Source organism: Bradyrhizobium sp. LA6.1 (assembly GCF_040547805.1).
Taxonomy (GTDB): Bacteria; Pseudomonadota; Alphaproteobacteria; order Rhizobiales; family Xanthobacteraceae; genus Bradyrhizobium; species Bradyrhizobium barranii.
This window is the reverse complement of sequence record NZ_JBEPQK010000002.1, coordinates 416,861-433,410: the sequence shown is the minus strand read 5'-3', so window position 1 is coordinate 433,410 and position 16,550 is coordinate 416,861. Positions and strand designations below refer to the sequence as shown.

Sequence of the window (16,550 nt, the reverse complement as noted above, 5' to 3'; positions counted from 1 at the left end):
GCTCTACGAGCTACGGCGGACAAGTCGCTTTGCCCACCCTACGGCACTATCCCCGCCGTGCCGCTTCCAGCGCCTGCGGCGTGTCGATGTCGAGGAAGGCGCTCTCGCCATCCACGGGGAGTTCGGCCACCGCCTCGGTGTGCTTGGCGATCAGATGGCGCGCGCCGACGTCGCCGTCGAGCGTCATCAATTCCCTAAAGAAGCGGCGCGACCACAGCACGGGATTGCCGCGGCGGCCCTCGCTGACGGGCACGACGATGAGGTTGCCCCGGTCCGGCGCAAAGCCGTCGATGAGACGGTCGATCAGGCCGGCATCGATCAACGGCATGTCGCCCAAACAGACCACGGCGCCGTCGCAAGCCTCAGGCACGGCCGCGATGCCAGCCTTGACCGAGCTCGCGATGCCGCCGGCGAAATCCGGGTTGCGGACGAACTTCACCTTCAAGCCTTGCAGCGCCTGCTCGACCAGCTCGGTCTGATGGCCGGTGACGACGATCACCTCGGAGGCCTTGGAGGCCAGCGCCTGCTCGGTCGCGATCCGCACCAGCTTCTTGCCGTCGAGCTCGGCGAGCAGCTTGTTCGGTCCACCCATCCGGGTCGAGCGGCCCGCCGCGAGCACGATGGCCGCGACCTGGCTGTTGCCCTCGATCGCGGGTTCTGCGCGCGGCTGCGGCCGCGTGACGATCTCCATCAGGAGGCCGCCGACGCCCATGCCCATCAACTCGGAACGCGTCACCTTGATGCCGGCGAGCAGCCGCATCAGCACCCAGTCAAAACCGTTCTCGACCGGCGAGCGTGCGCAGCCCGGCGCGCCCAGCACCGGCACCCCGCCGGCCCGCGCGATCAGCAGCAAATTGCCGGGATCGACCGGCATACCGAAATGCTCGATCTCGCCGCCGATCCCGGTGACGGCCGCCGGAATCACGTCGCGGCGGTCGGCGATCGCGGACGCCCCGAACACGATCACGAGCTCGGCGCCAAGCCCGAGCAATTCCTTGATCGCGGCCGACAGCGCCCGTTCCTCATGTTGCACGCGCCGCTCGGCAATGATGCTGGCGCCGGCCGGCGCGAGCCGCTCGGCGGTGACGCGCAGCGTCTTGTCGATCACCTTCGACGAGAGGCCCGGCAGCAGCGTCGAGACCACGCCGACGCGCTTGACGACGTAGGGCGCGATCTTCAGCACGTCCCTGCCCGCCGCCTTCACCGCGGCATCGCGCAAATTGCCTTCGACGCCGAACGGGATGATCTTGACGGTGCCGACCATCTCGCCCTCGACCACCGGCTTGTAGGCGGTGAGCGTCGCGAAGGTGATGGCCTCGTCGATATTGTTGATGCGGTCGACCGCGGCGCGGTCGATCACCAGCACGCCCGGGCGCGCGGCGAACAGATTGGCGCGGCCGGTGAAGGCGCGCTCGACATGAATGCCCTCGCCGCCGACGGCCAGCGCGATGCTGGCGGCGGCGACATCCTCGGAGACGTCACCCTCCTCCATGCGCACCACCACGACGTCCTTGATGCCGGCGCGCGTCAGCGCCTCGACCTCGGCCGGGCCGATCGTCGTGCCTTTCTTCAGCACCAGCGGACCCTGGCGCAGGGTGTGGACGGTCACCCCGCCGATCGCATCCTTGGGGCTCGCCGGTCCGAATTTCATGCCGCTTCTTCTTTTTCTTTGGGAGGCAGGCGCAGCACCGCCGTGATCTCGGCCATGATCGACACCGCGATCTCGGACGGCGAGACCGCGCCGATCGCCAGCCCAATGGGCGCGTGGATGCGCGCGATGTCGCTGTCCTTGGCGCCCTGCGCGCGCAGCCGGTCGCCGCGCTTGGCATGCGTCTTCCGCGAGCCGAGCGCGCCGATATAGAAGCAGTTGCGCTCGAAGGCGTGCAACAGCGCGGGATCGTCGATCTTCGGATCGTGCGTCACCGCGACGAAAGCCGTGTAGGCATCGACATTGAGCGGCGGCAGCGCCGTGTCGGGCCACTCGGCGACCAGGGGAATGTCAGGGAAGCGCTCCGCGCTCGCAAAGGCCGTGCGGGGATCGACCACGGTAACGTCGTAGCCGAGCGAGCGCGCCAGCGGCGCCAGGGCCTGGCTGATATGGACCGCGCCGACGATGACGAGCTTCGCGGTCGGCGCGTAGACGTTGAGGAACAGCTTTTTGCCGCCGGCTTCGACACTGGCGCTCTTGCCCATGCGAAGCTGCTTGTCCAGCTCAGTGCGCAGCGGGTCTTTTGCAAAATCCGCAGCCTTCACCAGGCGCTGCTCGCCGGTCTCGGTGTCGGTCACCAGGATCGCAGGCCGGCGCGCGGCGCGCTCGGCATTGAGTTCGTGCAGGATTGCGAGCTTCACGGCTAACCGACCTTCTCGACGAAGACGCGAATGGTGCCGCCGCAGGACAGCCCGACATTCCAGGCCGTCTCATCGGCAACGCCGAACTCCAGCATCCTGGGCTTGCCGCTCTGGATCACGTCCATGGCCTCGGTGACCACGGCGCCCTCGACGCAGCCGCCGGACACCGACCCCAGAAACGTGCCCTCGTCGTTGATGACGAGGCTCGAGCCCGCGGGGCGCGGCGCCGAGCCCCAGGTCTCGACAACGGTGGCCAGCGCGACGCCCCGGCCGGCCTTCTGCCAATCCTCCGCCGCCTTCAGAATATCCTCGTCGCGATCGAGCATGGCTTAACCTCTCAAGCTGCGGAACGGATCAGGCTGCGGTGATGCGGCGGCAGCGGCCGGGAGAGCGTGGTGATCAGCTCCTGGATCGAACTCAAATTATGTACCGGGCGGAATTCGTCAACGTGCGGAAGCATCATTTTGATGCCCTGCGCCTTGGCCTCGAAGCCGCCGAACCGCAGAAGCGGGTTGAGCCAGATCAGCCGCCGGCAGGACCGGTGCAGCCGGTCCATCTCGAAGGCGAGCTTGGAATCGGCCTCCCGCTCCAGCCCGTCGGAGATCAGTAGCACGATGGCGCCCTGGCTCAGCACGCGCCGCGCCCACAATTTGTTGAAGTTGTGCAGCGAGGCCGAAATCCGGGTGCCGCCGGCCCAGTCCTCGACCGAGGCCGAGCAGCTTGCCAGCGCCTCATCGGGGTCGCGCTGGCGCAGCGCGCGGGTGACGTTGGTTAGTCGCGTGCCGAACAGGAACACCGAGACGCGCTTGCGGGCATCCCCGATGGCATGCAGGAAATGCAGGAACAGGCGGGTGTACTCGCTCATCGAGCCCGAGATATCGAGCAACGCGACGATCGGCGCCGGCTTCTCGATGCGCCCGAGGCGATGGATGTCGATGATGTCACCGCCGGTGCGCAAGGACGCGCGCAGCGTGCGGCGCAAATCGAGACGAAGCCCGCGGGCATCGGGCCGGTGCCGGCGCGTCAGAAGCTCGGCCTGCGGCAGCCGCATCCGCTCGACGGCGCGGAGCGCTTCGGTAATCTCAGCCGCGCTCATCTGCGCAAAATCCTTCTTCTGAAGGATCTCCTTGTCGGAGACCGACAGGCGCAAATCCTGCTCCTGGTGCTGCGGCGTCTCCGTCATCCGCGGCTGCGACATCGCCTCCTGCACGCGGCGGGAGCCGGCCTGCGGCTTCTTCTTGGCCTGCTCCGGCAACGGCACCGAATCCAGCATGTGCTTCCACTCTTCCGAGGCGCGGAAGAACAGGTTGAAGGCCTGCCTGAAGATCAGCGCATGCTCGTGGCGCTTGACGAAGATCGCCTCCAGCGTGGTGAAGACGTCGGCGCGGTTGCCGATGTCGATCACCTGGAGCGCGCTCATGGCATCGATGACGGCGCCCGGCCCGACCGGCATGCTGGCTGCACGCAACGCGCGGGCGAAGCCGACGATGTTGTCGGCGAACTGCTCGGTCTGGTCGGGCGCAAGGTGGTTGATGGCCATGGTCTCGTATCCATCCCCTCGTCATTCCGGGGCGCGCCGTTAGGCGCGAGCCCGGAATCCATACTCCCGATCGTGGTTATGGATTCCGGGCTCGACGCTGCGCGTCGCCCCGGAATGACCGGAGTACTAGTGGCGCAAGATCAATTCTCGCTCGTCGCTTCCTTCAGCACCTTTTGCAGGGCGTCGCCCTGCATCCGGGTGATATCGTCCTGGTACTTGAGCAGCGCGCCCAGCGTGTCGCCGACCACTTGCGGGGTCAGCGAGCGGGCGTCGAGCTCCGACAGCGCGGTGGCCCAATCGATGGTCTCGGCGACACCCGGCGACTTGTAGAAATCCTGGTTGCGCAGCGCCTGGACGAAACGCACGACCTGTTGCGACAGCTTGGCGGAGATGCCGGGCACGCGCGTCTTGACGATCGCGAGCTCGCGCTCGGCTTCGGGATAGTCGACCCAGTGATAGAGACAGCGCCGCTTCAGCGCGTCATGGATCTCGCGCGTGCGGTTGGAGGTGATGATGACGATCGGCGGATGCGGCGCCTTCACGGTGCCGAATTCGGGAATGGTCACCTGGAAGTCGCTGAGAATTTCGAGCAGATATGCCTCGAACGCCTCGTCGGCGCGGTCGAGCTCGTCGATCAGCAGCACCGGCGGTCCCGCGACGTCGGGCTCCAGCGCCTGGAGCAAAGGCCGCTTGATCATGTAGCGGTCGGCGAAGATATCGGACGAGAGCTGATCGCGGTCGGTGTCGCCGGCGGCTTCCGCCATCCGGATCGCAATCATCTGTGCGGCGCTGTTCCACTCGTAGACGGCGGAGGAGACGTCGAGGCCCTCGTAGCACTGCAGGCGGATCAGCTTCCGCCCCAGCGCCGCCGACAGCACCTTTGCGATCTCGGTCTTGCCGACGCCGGCTTCGCCCTCGAGGAACAGCGGCCGGCCCATGCGCAGCGACAGATAGGTCACCGTCGCCAGCGATCGCTCCGCGAGATAACCGCGCGAAGTCAAGAGTTCGAGCATCGCATCGACCGATGCCGGCAGGGCCGTGAGAGTCATGAAAAAGCCAGTCTCGCTACGCCCTCACCGGGGACAAGTTTGGGCCGAGGCGTGAGGTTCACTCACTCCTTGGCGTTGGCGGCATCGAGGGCACGCCGCGTCAGCACCCCGATGAGATGCGCACGGTATTCGGCGCTGCCATGGATGTCGCTGTTGAGGCCTTCCGCCGGCACCTCGATGCCGTCGAGCGCCTTCGCGGCGAAGCGCTTCTTCAGGGCTTCCTCGAACGCGGTGACGCGGAACACGCCTTCGGAGCCGGCACCGGTGACGGCGACGCGCACGTCCGAAGGACGCCGCGCCACGAACACGCCGACCAGCGCATAGCGCGAGGCCTGGTTGCGGAACTTGATGTAGGCCGCCTTCTTCGGCAGCGGGAACATCACCTTGGTGATGATCTCGTCGGCTTCGAGCGCCGTCGTGAACAGGCCCTGGAAATACTCTTCCGCCTTGAGGCGGCGCTTGTTGGTGACGATGGTGGCGCCGAGCGCGAGCACCGCGGCCGGATAGTCCGCGGTCGGATCGTTGTTGGCGAGCGAGCCGCCGATCGTGCCCTTGTGACGCACAGCGGGGTCGCCGATCTGGCTGGCAAGATTGGCCAGTGCCGGGATCGCCTCACCGACGATCGCAGAGCTCGCGACCTCGGCATGCCTCGCGGTGGCGCCGATCACGAGCGCGCGGCCCTTCATCTCGATCGTGTTGAGCCCCTCGATATGGGAGAGGTCGACCAGATGCGGGGGGCTCGCCAGACGCTGCTTCATGACGGGAATCAGCGTGTGGCCGCCGGCGATCACCTTGGCGTCTTCGTTCTTCACCAGGAGGTTGGCCGCCTGGCGAACGGTCCCAGGGCGATGGTATTTGAATTCGTACATCTGAATGTCCTGATCGCAGAATGCGCGCGCGGTTAGGCGAGATCGGATTTCGCCATCGCCTTGGCGCCGGCGGAGATCGAAGCGACGATGTTCTGGTAGCCGGTGCAACGGCAGAGATTGCCTTCCAGCTCCTCACGGATGGTGTGATCGTCGAGCTCGTGACCCTTACGATGGACGATGTCGATCGCCGTCATGATCATGCCCGGCGTGCAGAAGCCGCACTGCAGGCCATGGTGCTCGCGGAAGGCCTCCTGCATCGGATGCAGCGGAGCGCCGTCGGCGGCCAGTCCCTCGATCGTCTTGACCTCGTGGCCGTCGGCCATCACGGCCAGCGTGGTGCAGGACTTCACGGCCTTGCCGTCGAGATGCACGACACAGGCGCCGCACTGCGAGGTGTCGCAGCCGACATGGGTGCCGGTCAGGCGCAGATTCTCGCGCAGGAACTGCACCAGCAGGGTGCGGGGATCGACGTTGGCCGTGACAGGATTGCCGTTCACGATGAGGGAGATTTTTGCCATAAGCACTCTCTATCAGCGCCCCGACGGGTCCCGTCGAAGCGGTTCTTATAATTATTCCAACCTATCATATGGGCCATTATGCCCGGGGGCAACATCGCCCCGGACGCAAGGCGCCATGCCGAAAGGCGATAGCCTTCAGCCCTGTACCGCTAGCCCTGTACCGCCTTGGCGAAGTTCGCGAAAAATTCGTCGGCCAGTTTCTTGGCGGTGCCGTTGATGAGGCGCTGGCCGAGCTGCGCCAACTTGCCGCCGATCTGCGCCTCGACCTCGTAGGAGAGCAGCGTACCGCCGTCCTTCTCCGCGAGCTTGACCACAGCGCCGCCCTTGGCGAAGCCGGCCACCCCGCCCTCGCCTTCGCCGGAGATCTTGTAGCCGTTCGGCGGGTCGAGATCGGAGAGTGTGACCTTGCCCTTGAAGCGCGCCGACACCGGCCCGACCTTCATTTTCGCCGTCGCGCGAAAGCCGCCGTCGTCGGTCTTCTCCAGCTCCTCGCAGCCGGGGATGCAGGCCTTCAGCACCTCGGGATTGTTGAGCTTCTCCCACACGGCCTCGCGCGGCGCCGCAAGCTGGACTTCGCCGTTCATCGTCATGGCCATGGGGTACCTCCCGGATGCTTCGCTATAATGTGCTCAAGTAACGCACGGAGGCCGCAAAGGAAAGGGCAGCCCCCGGCCACGTGCAATGCATATTCGCAACTGCAAAAAGCTTTGCGCCGATGGTTTGGGATTGGCAGAGCCGGGGCATGGTGATTAGGTCCCGCGCAACATGAGCACAGCCCTCTCCCCCCTGCTCGCGCCGATGCTGTCGAGCCCAGCCATGCGCGCGGTCTGCGACGACCGGTCGACCCTCCAGAACATGCTCGATTTCGAGGCAGCCCTGGCACGCGCCGAGGCCGCCACGGATGTGATTCCCGCATCCGCGGTGGGTCCGATCGAAGCTGCGTGCAGGGCCGATACCTTTGACATGGCCGCTCTGGGCGAGGCCGCGACGCGATCCGGCAATCTCGCGATTCCCCTGGTCAAGGCGCTGACCGCCAATGTCGGCAAGGCCGATGCGGAGGCCGCGCGCTACGTCCATTGGGGCGCGACGAGCCAGGACGTCATCGACACCGCGACCATGCTCACGCTTCGCGCCGGCATCGATGCGCTCGATGCCGATCTCAGCCGCGCCATCAAGGGCTTTGCCGCCCTGGCGCGGAGCCATCGCAACACCGCCATGGTGGCGCGGACCTGGCTCCAGCACGCGCTGCCGATGCCGTTCGGGCTCAAGGCCGCGGAATACGCATCAAGCCTCGCCCGCGCCCGCTGCCGCCTGCGGCGGCTCTCCCGCGAGGGCCTTGCGCTGCAATTCGGCGGTGCCGCCGGCACGCTCGCGGCCCTCGGCGACAAGGGGCTCGTCGTTGCAGAGCGATTGGCGCAGGAGCTCAACCTGCCGCTGCCGGAAGCGCCCTGGCACACCCATCGCGACCGGATCGCGGAAGCCGCATCATGCTTTGCGATTCTCGCCGGAAGCTGCGGCAAGATCGCGCGCGACGTCTCGCTGATGATGCAGACCGATGTTGGCGAAGCGTTCGAGCCCGCCGGCGAAGGCCGCGGTGGCTCCTCGACCATGCCGCACAAGCGCAACCCTGTCGCGGCCGCGAGCGCGCTGGGCTGTGCGACCATGGCGCCGCAGCTCGCCGCGACGATTTTTGCAGCCCAGGTGCAGGACCACGAGCGCAGCGCCGGCCCCTGGCACGCGGAATGGCCGACGTTGCCGCAATTGATGCTGGTCACCTCGGGCGCGCTCGCCGCCATCCTCGACATCGCGGAGGGCCTCGACGTCGATGCCGCGCGCATGCGCAGCAATCTCGATACGACGCATGGGCTCATCATGGCGGAAGCCGTTACGTTTGCGCTGGCCGACAAGATCGGCAAGAGCGATGCGCATCATTTGATCGAGGCCGCGAGCAAGCGCGCGGTCGCCGAAAAGAAGCATTTGCGCGAGGTTCTCGCGGCCGATTCGCAGGTCACCGCGCATCTGCCGCCGGAAAAAATTGCGGCATTGTTCGAGCCGATGGCCTATCAAGGGGCTTCCCAAGCCCTGATCGACCGGCTGCTCGACAGCCTCGAGCGAGATTAATTGTTTGAGCATGATCTTTTTCGGAAAACCGCTCCACACTTTTCCGGATCATGCTCCAGAACGGAGACGCCCAGCATGCCCATGATCGATGCCGACGGTTGCCTGATCAACGTCTCCGTCGAGGGCCGCGACGGCGGGCCGACGCTGATGCTGTCCAATTCGCTCGGCTGCACGCTTCAGATGTGGGAGCCGCAGATGAAGGCGTTGACGCAGGTGTTCCGCGTCATCCGCTATGACCGCCGCGGCCACGGCAAGTCCAACGTTCCGCCCGCCCCCTATACGATGGAGCGCTTCGGCCGCGACGTGCTGGCGATCCTCGACGATCTCAACATCGAGAAGGTGCATTGGTGCGGCCTGTCGATGGGCGGCATGGTCGGGCAGTGGCTAGGGGCCAATGCGCCGGAGCGGTTCGGCAAGCTCATCCTCGCCAACACCTCTTGCTACTACGCCGAGCCGACCAAATGGCTGGAGCGCATCGACGCGGTAAAGAAGGGCGGCATCGCCGCGGTGGCCGATGCCGTGATCGCGGGCTGGCTGACCCAGGATTTCCGCGAGCGTGAGCCGCAGATCACGGCGAAGATGAAGTCGATGCTGCTCGCCTCCCCCGTCGAGGGCTATCTCGCCTGCTGCGAGGCGCTGTCGACGCTCGATCAGCGCGAGCTGCTGCCCAAGATCAAAAGCCCGACGCTGGTGATCGCCGGCCGCCACGACATGGCGACGCCGATCTCGGCGGGTGAGCTGATCCGCTCGAACATTCCCGGCGCCAGCATGACCATCATCGACGCCGCGCACATTTCAAATGTCGAGCAGCCGCACGCGTTCACCGACGCGGTGGTGGGTTTCCTGACGCAGCGCTAGCCGGAGAAAAAACATGGACGACCAGAAGCGCCGCGATGCCGGCATGAATGTGCGCCGGAAGGTTTTGGGCAATGCCTGGGTCGACAAGTCGATCGCGGGCCGCAATGCCTTCAACACCGACTTCCAGGACATGATCACGCGCTACGCCTGGGGCGAGATCTGGACGCGGCCGCGTTTCGACGAGCGTACGCGGCGCGTGCTCGTGATCGGCACCATGGTCGCGCTGGGGCAATGGGACGAATTCCGCCTGCATGTGCGCGCGGCGCTCGCAGAGGGCGGCTTCACCCCCGACGACATCAAGGAAATCCTGCTTCAGCAGGCAATCTATTGCGGCGTGCCGGCGGCGAACCACGCCGTCAAGGAAGCCTCAGCCATTGTGCAGGAGCTCGGCCTGCTCAAGAGCTAGCGGCGCGGCGGTCTCGACGGTCTCCCGAACGTTCTTGGGCGCCGGCGCGGGCCGTTCAATCACCACCACGATGGCAGCGCCGAGCAGCAACAGGAGCTCGGTGGCATGCAGCCGGAGCGCGGCCATCTCGCCGACCTTCGAGGCCATCAACATGCTCGTAAACGAAATGAGGCTGCCGATCGCAAGCGCAATGCCGAGCGCCTCGTCGCTGCCGCCATTCTTGCGGACGCGGGGAATGCACAGAAGCGCGAGATAGATGGCAAAGAACGCCACCACCGTCAGCCGGCCCAGCGCCAGCAGCCAGGCGGCACGCACCGTGCTCATCCCCGCCATCTGAAGATGGTCGCTGAGGAACAGCGCCACCGCGACACTCGGCCGCTCGTAGAGGCCGTGCACCGGTGCCACCATGATGTTGAAGGCCACGAGCGTCCAGGCCGGGATGAAATAGGCCGCCAGCAGGGCGCCGTTGACCGAACCGATCCGCCAATTCCTGAACATGCCGCTTCCCGCTTCGCTCGCTGCGCGCCTTCCATCGGAAGGCTTTGCCGAGGAGCTAACTCGCATCAGACTATGGCGGCAATTTAAACCCTTTGTTTACCTTAACCGGCCCGCCGGGCGGCGCGCCCAAGGAAAAAGGCCCCGCCTCCCGGCGGGGCCCTCTTCACGTCCGGGCTCCGAAACTACTTGTCCTGACCGTGCTGGCCGCCCTGTTGCTGGCCGGGCTTCTCGCCCTGGCGCTGCGGATCCTGCTGCTGCTGTCCGGGTTTCTGCCCGCCACCCTGCTGCTGCCCGGGTTTCTGAGTCTGCTGGCCCGGATTCTGATCTTGCTGCTTCGACATTTGGGGGAACTCCCTTGTTGGACCTCAGAGGAGAGACAACGGCCGGGATTCAGTTTGGTTGCTTTGCGGAACCCGGTTCCTCGCACCTGCGGAACCGAAATGACATCCGTAGCGAAATGACCTCTGTACAAGCCTTTGTGTCGAGGCATGGCCAGTTGCAGCCACCAGTTCCCTCCTGTTACAAAACGAGAAGAATGCTTAGGGGCTGCCGGGGCCCGAGAAGAAACTCAATCACACTTTCTCTCGAAGAGCTCCCTTTGAGCCGCGTCAGGTTTGGTAACGGCAGCCCATGGATTATTTCGCCCAGCAGCTCATCAACGGTCTCGTTCTGGGCTCGATCTACGGCCTGATCGCCATCGGCTATACGATGGTCTACGGCATCGTCGGGATGATCAATTTCGCCCATGGCGATGTCTTCATGATCGGCGGCTTCATCGCCCTGATCACCTTCCTGATCCTGATCTCGCTCGGCCTGACCGCGATCCCGGTGATCCTGCTGGTGGTGCTGCTGGTGTCGATGGCGATCACCGCGCTCTATGGCTGGACCATCGAGCGCATCGCCTACCGGCCCCTGCGTCATTCCTTCCGCCTCGCCCCGATGCTGTCGGCGATCGGCATGTCCTTCGTGCTGACCAATTACTCGCAGGTCGCGCAGGGCGCGCGCGTCAAGCCGATTCCGCCCTTCATCACCGGCGGCTATACGCTGCACGAAAGCGCGGACGGTTTTGTGATCCAGCTCTCCAACATCCAGATCATGGTGGTTCTCACCACCATCGTGCTGCTTGGGATCTTCACCTGGCTGGTGTCGCGCACCCGGCTCGGCCGCGACATGCGCGCCTGCGAGCAGGACCAGACCATGGCGGCGCTGCTCGGCGTCAACGTCGACCGCACCATCTCCATGACCTTCGTGATCGGCGCAGCACTCGCCGCAGTCGCGGGCCTGATGTACCTGCTCTATTACGGCCTGGTGGATTTCTTCATGGGCTTCGTCGCCGGCATCAAGGCGTTCACCGCGGCCGTGCTCGGCGGCATCGGCTCGCTGCCTGGCGCCATGCTGGGCGGTCTTGCGATCGGCCTGATCGAGACATTCTGGTCGGCCTATTTCTCGGTCGAGTACAAGGACGTCGCGGCGTTCTCGATCCTGATCGTCGTGCTGATCTTCATGCCGACCGGCCTGCTTGGCCGTCCCGAAGTCGAAAAAGTCTGACGGTCGCCGCGTGACAATTCTCTCGAGCAATACGACCAAACCTGCAACGGACATCCCCGCTCTGCTGAAGACGGCCTTCGTCAACGCCCTGATCGCGCTGGTGCTGTTCTCGCTGATGGTCGGCGTCCGCACCGAAGCGGGTTCCGACGGCCAGCTCACCTATTGGACCCGCTTCGGCGAGGTCGCCTCCCTCGTTGCCGCCGTGTTCGGCGGCTCGATCGTGCTCGGGCTGTTGCGACAGTGGATCGGTTCCAGCGGCACCGACAAGCTGGTGCCGCCGGCTGTACGCAGCGGCATGTCGTTGCTGGGCCGTTACTTGGCGCCCGCACTTCTGATCTTCACGGTGCTTGTGCCGGTGATCTTCTATGATCAGCGCTATATCCTCGACCTCGCGATCCTCGTGCTCACCTATGTCATGCTCGGCTGGGGGCTGAACGTCGTGGTCGGGCTCGCCGGCCTGCTCGACCTCGGCTACGTCGCCTTCTATGCGGTCGGCGCCTATTCCTACGCGCTGCTGGCGACCAATTTCGGCTGGTCGTTCTGGGTCTGCCTGCCGCTTGCTGGCATCCTCGCCGCGTTCTGGGGCGTGCTGCTCGGCTTCCCCGTGCTGCGCCTGCGCGGCGACTATCTCGCCATCGTGACGCTCGCCTTCGGCGAGATCATCCGCCTCGTCATCATCAACTGGCAGAGCCTCACCGGCGGCCCCAACGGCGTCTCCAGCATTCCCCGCCCCTCGTTCTTCGGCATCCCGCTGGACAACAGCGACAACGGGCTCGCCGCCAGGCTCGGCATCGAATATTCGCCGACCCAGCGCATCGTCTTCCTGTTCTATCTGATCCTGGCGCTCGCGCTGCTCACCAACTGGGTGACGATCCGGCTGCGCCGCCTGCCGATCGGCCGCGCCTGGGAGGCCTTGCGCGAGGACGAGGTCGCCTGCCGCGCGCTCGGCATCAACACCACGACCACCAAGCTCACGGCGTTCGCGACCGGCGCCATGTTCGGCGGCTTTGCCGGTGCGTTCTTCGCGACGCGCCAGGGCTTCATCAGTCCGGAATCCTTCACCTTCCAGGAATCGGCGCTGGTGCTCGCCATCGTCGTGCTCGGCGGCATGGGCTCGCAGCTCGGCGTCGCGCTCGCCGCGCTCGCCATGATCGGCGGCTTCGAGCTGTTCCGCAGCCTCGAGACCTACCGCATGCTGGTGTTCGGCATGGCCATGGTGCTGATCATGATCTGGCGGCCGCGCGGCCTGATCGGCCATCGCGCGCCGACCGTGTATCTGACCAAGGCGCAGGCGATCTCCTCCGACCTCGTCAAGGAAGGGCACGGATGAGCGGCGACAAGATTAGCGACAAGATTCTTGGCGTCGACCAGCTGACCATGCGCTTCGGTGGCATCGTCGCCGTGCAGGATCTTTCATTCGCTGCCGAGCGGAAGAAGATCACCGCGCTGATCGGACCGAACGGCGCCGGCAAGACCACCGTCTTCAACTGCATCACCGGCTTCTACAAGCCGAGCGGCGGCGCCATTCGCCTCACCCATGACGACGGCAAGGTGATTGCGCTGGAGCGGTTGAACGATTTCCGCATCGCCAAACAGGCCAAGGTGGCGCGCACCTTCCAGAACATCCGCCTGTTTCCCGGCATGACCGCGCTGGAAAACCTGATGGTGGCGCAGCACAACGCGTTGATGCGCGCCTCCGGCTTCACCTTCCTCGGCCTCATCGGCGCGCCCGGCTACCGCGACGCCGAAAAGCGCGCGATCGACCTTGCCACCGACTGGCTGAAGCGGGTCAATCTGCTCGACCGCGCCGACGATGCCGCCGGCAATTTCGCCTATGGCGACCAGCGCCGGCTCGAGATCGCGCGCGCGATGTGCACCGAGCCCGCGCTTTTGTGCCTGGACGAGCCCGCCGCGGGTCTCAACGCGCGCGAGAGCGCAGCCTTGAGCGAGCTCCTGCTCTCGATCCGCAACGAACTCGGCACCTCGATCCTGCTGATCGAGCACGACATGTCGGTCGTGATGGAGATCTCCGACCACATCGTGGTGATGGACCATGGCGTCAAGATCGCGGAAGGCACCCCGCGCGAGATCCGCGACGATCCCAAGGTGATCGCCGCCTATCTCGGCACCGACGAGGAAGAGGCCGTAGCCGTGATGGAGAGCGGGTCGTGACGTCGGCGTCCACTCCCCTGCTCTCGATCCGGGGCCTGCGCGCGGCCTACGGCAAGATCGAGGCGCTAAAGGGCGTCGATGTCGAGATCAGCGCCGGCGAGATCGTCGCGCTGATCGGTGCCAACGGCGCCGGCAAGTCGACGCTGATGATGACGATCTTCGGCAAGCCGCGCGCCCGCGCCGGCCAGATCCTGTACGAAGGCCGTGACATCACCGAGGTTCCCACCCACGAGATCGCCCATTTGCGCATCGCGCAATCGCCGGAAGGCCGCCGCATCTTCCCGCGCATGAGCGTGGCGGAAAACCTCCAGATGGGAGCGGACGCCACCGGATGCACCGACGCCGAACGCGAGGCCACGCTGCAACGCGTGTTCACGCTGTTCCCGCGGCTGAAGGAGCGCTACGCCCAGCGCGGCGGAACGCTGTCCGGCGGCGAGCAGCAGATGCTGGCAATCGGCCGCGCCCTGATGAGCCGCCCCCGCCTGCTTCTGCTCGACGAGCCCTCGCTCGGGCTGGCGCCGCTGATCGCGCGCCAGATTTTCGATGCGATCCGCACCCTGAACCGCCAGGACGGCCTGACGGTCCTGATCGTCGAGCAGAACGCCAACCATGCGCTGAAGCTCGCCCATCGCGGTTACGTCATGGTCAACGGCCTGATCACGCTGGCCGGGACCGGCGCCGAGTTGTTGCAGCGCCCCGAGATTCGCGCCGCCTACCTGGAGGGCGGCCGGCACGGCTGAGGTTGCCGACGGGGAGCGCGTGCGGCCGAATGTGGCGAGATATCTCCGCCAATGCCCGTATTTTGCCGGTGACTTCTCCCGAGATTCATTCAAGAATGGCGCCGGTTTAGACCGGGCGTACCCGGCAACTTCCACAGTCGACCACCCGCGAGGTATCTCATGAAATCACTGAAGCTCATCGGTCTGGCATTCGGCGCGTCGATCGCGCTATCGAGCGCGGCTTTCGCGCAGGATGTCACCGTCGCAGTCGCAGGCCCGATGACCGGCGGAGAGTCCGCCTTCGGCCGCCAGATGAAGAACGGCGCCGAGATGGCCGTGGCTGACATCAACGCCGCCGGCGGCGTCAACGGCAAGAAGCTCGCGCTCAACGTCGAGGACGACGCCTGCGACCCGAAGCAGGCGCGCTCGATCGCCGAGAAGATCGCCGGCGCGAAAATCCCGTTCGTGGCCGGGCACTATTGCTCGTCGTCGTCGATCCCCGCCTCCGAAGCCTATGCCGACGGCAACGTGCTCCAGATCACGCCGGCCTCGACCAATCCGAAGTTCACCGATAGCGGACTCTGGAACGTGGCGCGCGTCTGCGGCCGTGACGACCAGCAGGGCCTAGTCGCGGCGCAGTACATCGCCAAGAACTACAAGGGCAAGAACATCGCGATCCTCAACGACAAGACCACCTACGGCAAGGGTCTCGCCGACGAGACCAAGAAGGCGCTCAACAAGGCCGGCATCACCGAGAAGATGTACGAGTCCTACAACAAGGGCGACAAGGACTTCAACGCGATCGTCTCGCGCCTGAAGCGCGACAACATCGACCTCGTCTATGTCGGCGGCTATCATCAGGAGAGCGGCCTGATCCTGCGCCAGATGCGTGACCAGGGCCTCAAGACGATCCTGATGGCCGGCGACGCGCTCGCCGACAAGGAGTACGCCTCCATCACCGGTCCGGCCGGCGAAGGCACGCTGTTCACCTTCGGCCCCGATCCGCGCAACAAGCCGACCGCGAAGAAGATCGTCGACGCCTTCAAGGCCAAGAACATCGACCCCGAGGGCTATACGCTCTACACCTACGCGGCGATGCAGGTCTGGTCGCAGGCGGCAAAGAAGGCCGGCACCACGGACGCCAAGAAGGTCATGGCGGCGATCAAGGCCGGCAAGTGGGACACCGTGATCGGCCCGATCGAGTATGACGCCAAGGGCGACATCAAGCAGCTCGACTATGTCGTCTACAAGTGGGACGCCAAGGGCGGCTACGCCGAGATCAAGGGCAACGGCACCTGAGACAGGATGCCTGACCTTTTAATCAGATCAATCCAACGCCCCGGTTCGCCGGGGCGTTTTCTTTCGCCTTGCGGTCACACGGCTGCGGAGAGCTCGCCGCCCGCCGCAGCCTGGGCCTTGTGGAGCGCTTGCAGGAGATCGTTCGGCCGAAATGGCTTTTGCAGGCATACCACGTCGGCCAGACCAGGCGCCTCGCCCATGAAATCCAGCGCGGTCATGCCGGAGACCGCGACGATCGGGAACCCGGGAACTCGCTCGCGAATGGCCGCCATGACGTCAACGCCGCTGGTGTCGGCCAGGAAAATATCGACGATCGCAGCATCGAAAGCGCCCTCGCTGAAGGCTTTCAGGCCCGCTGCGCCGCTCTCGGCTTCGACGACGTCAAAGCGGTTGACCCGAAGCACGATCGCGACCATGGCGCGGACCTCCTTCTGGTCGTCGACAACGAGAACACGGCGCATGGGAACAACTCCCGGATACGTATCATTATTTGGTTCAATTCACCGCAAGTGCCCGGCAAGGCAGTATGGGTCTGTCCCGGTAAATCACCTCTTACCAACTACCTGTTCCAAGTCCCACCCCAAGTTAAATAAGCTGTAACCTT

The 16,550-nt window shown here is 65.3% G+C and carries 19 protein-coding genes; 8 read left to right on the top strand and 11 right to left on the bottom strand.

From position 1 onward, the window contains the following. Positions 1–46: 46 nt before the first annotated feature. From ABIB99_RS05625 to ABIB99_RS05590, 8 genes are all read right to left on the bottom strand, one after another. The gene (locus ABIB99_RS05625) at positions 47–1,651 is read right to left on the bottom strand and encodes an NTP transferase domain-containing protein (protein WP_354175030.1); all 1,605 of its coding nucleotides are present in this window, start codon (positions 1,649–1,651) and stop codon (positions 47–49) included. After that, complete coding sequence (locus tag ABIB99_RS05620) at positions 1,648–2,349, bottom strand: XdhC family protein (RefSeq protein WP_354175029.1); 702 nt, start codon at positions 2,347–2,349, stop codon at positions 1,648–1,650. The genes ABIB99_RS05625 and ABIB99_RS05620 overlap by 4 nt, the downstream gene beginning before the upstream one ends. A gap of 2 nt (positions 2,350–2,351) precedes the next feature. Then, positions 2,352–2,675 carry an XdhC family protein gene (locus ABIB99_RS05615; RefSeq protein WP_007602422.1) on the bottom strand — a complete coding sequence of 108 codons (324 nt, stop codon included), beginning with the start codon at positions 2,673–2,675 and terminating at the stop codon, positions 2,352–2,354. 11 nt (positions 2,676–2,686) lie between these two features. Further along, entirely contained in the window at positions 2,687–3,889 is a 1,203-nt protein-coding gene (locus ABIB99_RS05610) for a vWA domain-containing protein (protein ID WP_354175028.1), read from the bottom strand. A gap of 140 nt (positions 3,890–4,029) precedes the next feature. Further along, positions 4,030–4,938: an AAA family ATPase gene (locus ABIB99_RS05605; protein WP_028147443.1), complete on the bottom strand. Its 909-nt coding sequence runs from the start codon at positions 4,936–4,938 to the stop codon at positions 4,030–4,032. Positions 4,939–5,000: 62 nt separating this feature from the next. After that, a complete protein-coding gene (locus ABIB99_RS05600; RefSeq protein ID WP_014494195.1) occupies positions 5,001–5,807 on the bottom strand; it encodes an FAD binding domain-containing protein in 807 nt (268 codons plus the stop codon). Between the two features lie 32 nt (positions 5,808–5,839). Further along, positions 5,840–6,325: a (2Fe-2S)-binding protein gene (locus ABIB99_RS05595; RefSeq protein ID WP_014494194.1), complete on the bottom strand. Its 486-nt coding sequence runs from the start codon at positions 6,323–6,325 to the stop codon at positions 5,840–5,842. Positions 6,326–6,474: 149 nt separating this feature from the next. Then, positions 6,475–6,921 carry an SRPBCC family protein gene (locus tag ABIB99_RS05590; protein WP_071912467.1) on the bottom strand — a complete coding sequence of 149 codons (447 nt, stop codon included), beginning with the start codon at positions 6,919–6,921 and terminating at the stop codon, positions 6,475–6,477. A 169-nt stretch (positions 6,922–7,090) separates the two neighbouring features. Between ABIB99_RS05590 and ABIB99_RS05585 the strand changes: the two genes are divergently transcribed. The 3 genes from ABIB99_RS05585 (at position 7,091) to ABIB99_RS05575 (ending at position 9,710) form a co-directional block, all read left to right on the top strand. Then, complete coding sequence (locus tag ABIB99_RS05585) at positions 7,091–8,446, top strand: 3-carboxy-cis,cis-muconate cycloisomerase (RefSeq protein WP_166342478.1); 1,356 nt, start codon at positions 7,091–7,093, stop codon at positions 8,444–8,446. 75 nt (positions 8,447–8,521) lie between these two features. Further along, positions 8,522–9,304 carry a 3-oxoadipate enol-lactonase gene (gene pcaD / locus ABIB99_RS05580; RefSeq protein ID WP_354175027.1) on the top strand — a complete coding sequence of 261 codons (783 nt, stop codon included), beginning with the start codon at positions 8,522–8,524 and terminating at the stop codon, positions 9,302–9,304. 13 nt (positions 9,305–9,317) lie between these two features. Continuing rightward, entirely contained in the window at positions 9,318–9,710 is a 393-nt protein-coding gene (locus ABIB99_RS05575) for a carboxymuconolactone decarboxylase family protein (protein WP_354175026.1), read from the top strand. On the opposite strand, the gene ABIB99_RS05570 is transcribed toward ABIB99_RS05575, so the two are convergent. Together ABIB99_RS05570 and ABIB99_RS05565 are read right to left on the bottom strand one after the other, a co-directional pair. After that, positions 9,672–10,208 (bottom strand): hypothetical protein, encoded by a 537-nt coding sequence (locus tag ABIB99_RS05570; protein WP_354175025.1) that lies wholly within the window; start codon positions 10,206–10,208, stop codon positions 9,672–9,674. The two genes, ABIB99_RS05575 and ABIB99_RS05570, sit on opposite strands and share 39 nt — an antisense overlap. A gap of 182 nt (positions 10,209–10,390) precedes the next feature. Beyond that, positions 10,391–10,549, bottom strand: coding sequence for a hypothetical protein (locus ABIB99_RS05565; RefSeq protein WP_166091448.1), 159 nt, complete (start codon positions 10,547–10,549; stop codon positions 10,391–10,393). A 289-nt stretch (positions 10,550–10,838) separates the two neighbouring features. Between ABIB99_RS05565 and ABIB99_RS05560 the strand changes: the two genes are divergently transcribed. The 5 genes from ABIB99_RS05560 (at position 10,839) to ABIB99_RS05540 (ending at position 15,946) form a co-directional block, all read left to right on the top strand. Then, on the top strand, positions 10,839–11,756 hold the full coding sequence (locus ABIB99_RS05560; protein WP_028147449.1) for an ABC transporter permease subunit: 918 nt from the start codon (positions 10,839–10,841) through the stop codon (positions 11,754–11,756). A gap of 10 nt (positions 11,757–11,766) precedes the next feature. Beyond that, entirely contained in the window at positions 11,767–13,086 is a 1,320-nt protein-coding gene (gene livM / locus ABIB99_RS05555) for a high-affinity branched-chain amino acid ABC transporter permease LivM (RefSeq protein WP_354175024.1), read from the top strand. Next, positions 13,083–13,928 carry an ABC transporter ATP-binding protein gene (locus ABIB99_RS05550; protein ID WP_354175023.1) on the top strand — a complete coding sequence of 282 codons (846 nt, stop codon included), beginning with the start codon at positions 13,083–13,085 and terminating at the stop codon, positions 13,926–13,928. The genes livM and ABIB99_RS05550 overlap by 4 nt, the downstream gene beginning before the upstream one ends. Next, on the top strand, positions 13,925–14,668 hold the full coding sequence (locus tag ABIB99_RS05545) for an ABC transporter ATP-binding protein (RefSeq protein WP_354076293.1): 744 nt from the start codon (positions 13,925–13,927) through the stop codon (positions 14,666–14,668). Before ABIB99_RS05550 ends, ABIB99_RS05545 begins: the two co-directional genes overlap by 4 nt. Before the next feature lie 159 nt (positions 14,669–14,827). After that, entirely contained in the window at positions 14,828–15,946 is a 1,119-nt protein-coding gene (locus ABIB99_RS05540) for a branched-chain amino acid ABC transporter substrate-binding protein (RefSeq protein WP_028147453.1), read from the top strand. A 74-nt stretch (positions 15,947–16,020) separates the two neighbouring features. On the opposite strand, the gene ABIB99_RS05535 is transcribed toward ABIB99_RS05540, so the two are convergent. After that, on the bottom strand, positions 16,021–16,407 hold the full coding sequence (locus tag ABIB99_RS05535) for a response regulator (protein WP_071912455.1): 387 nt from the start codon (positions 16,405–16,407) through the stop codon (positions 16,021–16,023). Positions 16,408–16,550: the final 143 nt, after the last annotated feature.

Coding starts and splice junctions, on each gene's coding strand:
- ABIB99_RS05550 (WP_354175023.1), top strand. CDS start 13,083: ATGAGCGGCGACAAGATTAGCGACAAGATTCTTGGCGTCGACCAGCTG.
- ABIB99_RS05605 (WP_028147443.1), bottom strand. CDS start 4,938: ATGACTCTCACGGCCCTGCCGGCATCGGTCGATGCGATGCTCGAACTC.
- ABIB99_RS05575 (WP_354175026.1), top strand. CDS start 9,318: ATGGACGACCAGAAGCGCCGCGATGCCGGCATGAATGTGCGCCGGAAG.
- ABIB99_RS05570 (WP_354175025.1), bottom strand. CDS start 10,208: ATGTTCAGGAATTGGCGGATCGGTTCGGTCAACGGCGCCCTGCTGGCG.
- ABIB99_RS05535 (WP_071912455.1), bottom strand. CDS start 16,407: ATGCGCCGTGTTCTCGTTGTCGACGACCAGAAGGAGGTCCGCGCCATG.
- pcaD (WP_354175027.1), top strand. CDS start 8,522: ATGCCCATGATCGATGCCGACGGTTGCCTGATCAACGTCTCCGTCGAG.
- ABIB99_RS05560 (WP_028147449.1), top strand. CDS start 10,839: ATGGATTATTTCGCCCAGCAGCTCATCAACGGTCTCGTTCTGGGCTCG.
- ABIB99_RS05585 (WP_166342478.1), top strand. CDS start 7,091: ATGAGCACAGCCCTCTCCCCCCTGCTCGCGCCGATGCTGTCGAGCCCA.
- ABIB99_RS05615 (WP_007602422.1), bottom strand. CDS start 2,675: ATGCTCGATCGCGACGAGGATATTCTGAAGGCGGCGGAGGATTGGCAG.
- ABIB99_RS05590 (WP_071912467.1), bottom strand. CDS start 6,921: ATGGCCATGACGATGAACGGCGAAGTCCAGCTTGCGGCGCCGCGCGAG.
- ABIB99_RS05540 (WP_028147453.1), top strand. CDS start 14,828: ATGAAATCACTGAAGCTCATCGGTCTGGCATTCGGCGCGTCGATCGCG.
- ABIB99_RS05595 (WP_014494194.1), bottom strand. CDS start 6,325: ATGGCAAAAATCTCCCTCATCGTGAACGGCAATCCTGTCACGGCCAAC.
- ABIB99_RS05610 (WP_354175028.1), bottom strand. CDS start 3,889: ATGGCCATCAACCACCTTGCGCCCGACCAGACCGAGCAGTTCGCCGAC.
- ABIB99_RS05625 (WP_354175030.1), bottom strand. CDS start 1,651: ATGAAATTCGGACCGGCGAGCCCCAAGGATGCGATCGGCGGGGTGACC.
- ABIB99_RS05565 (WP_166091448.1), bottom strand. CDS start 10,549: ATGTCGAAGCAGCAAGATCAGAATCCGGGCCAGCAGACTCAGAAACCC.
- ABIB99_RS05600 (WP_014494195.1), bottom strand. CDS start 5,807: ATGTACGAATTCAAATACCATCGCCCTGGGACCGTTCGCCAGGCGGCC.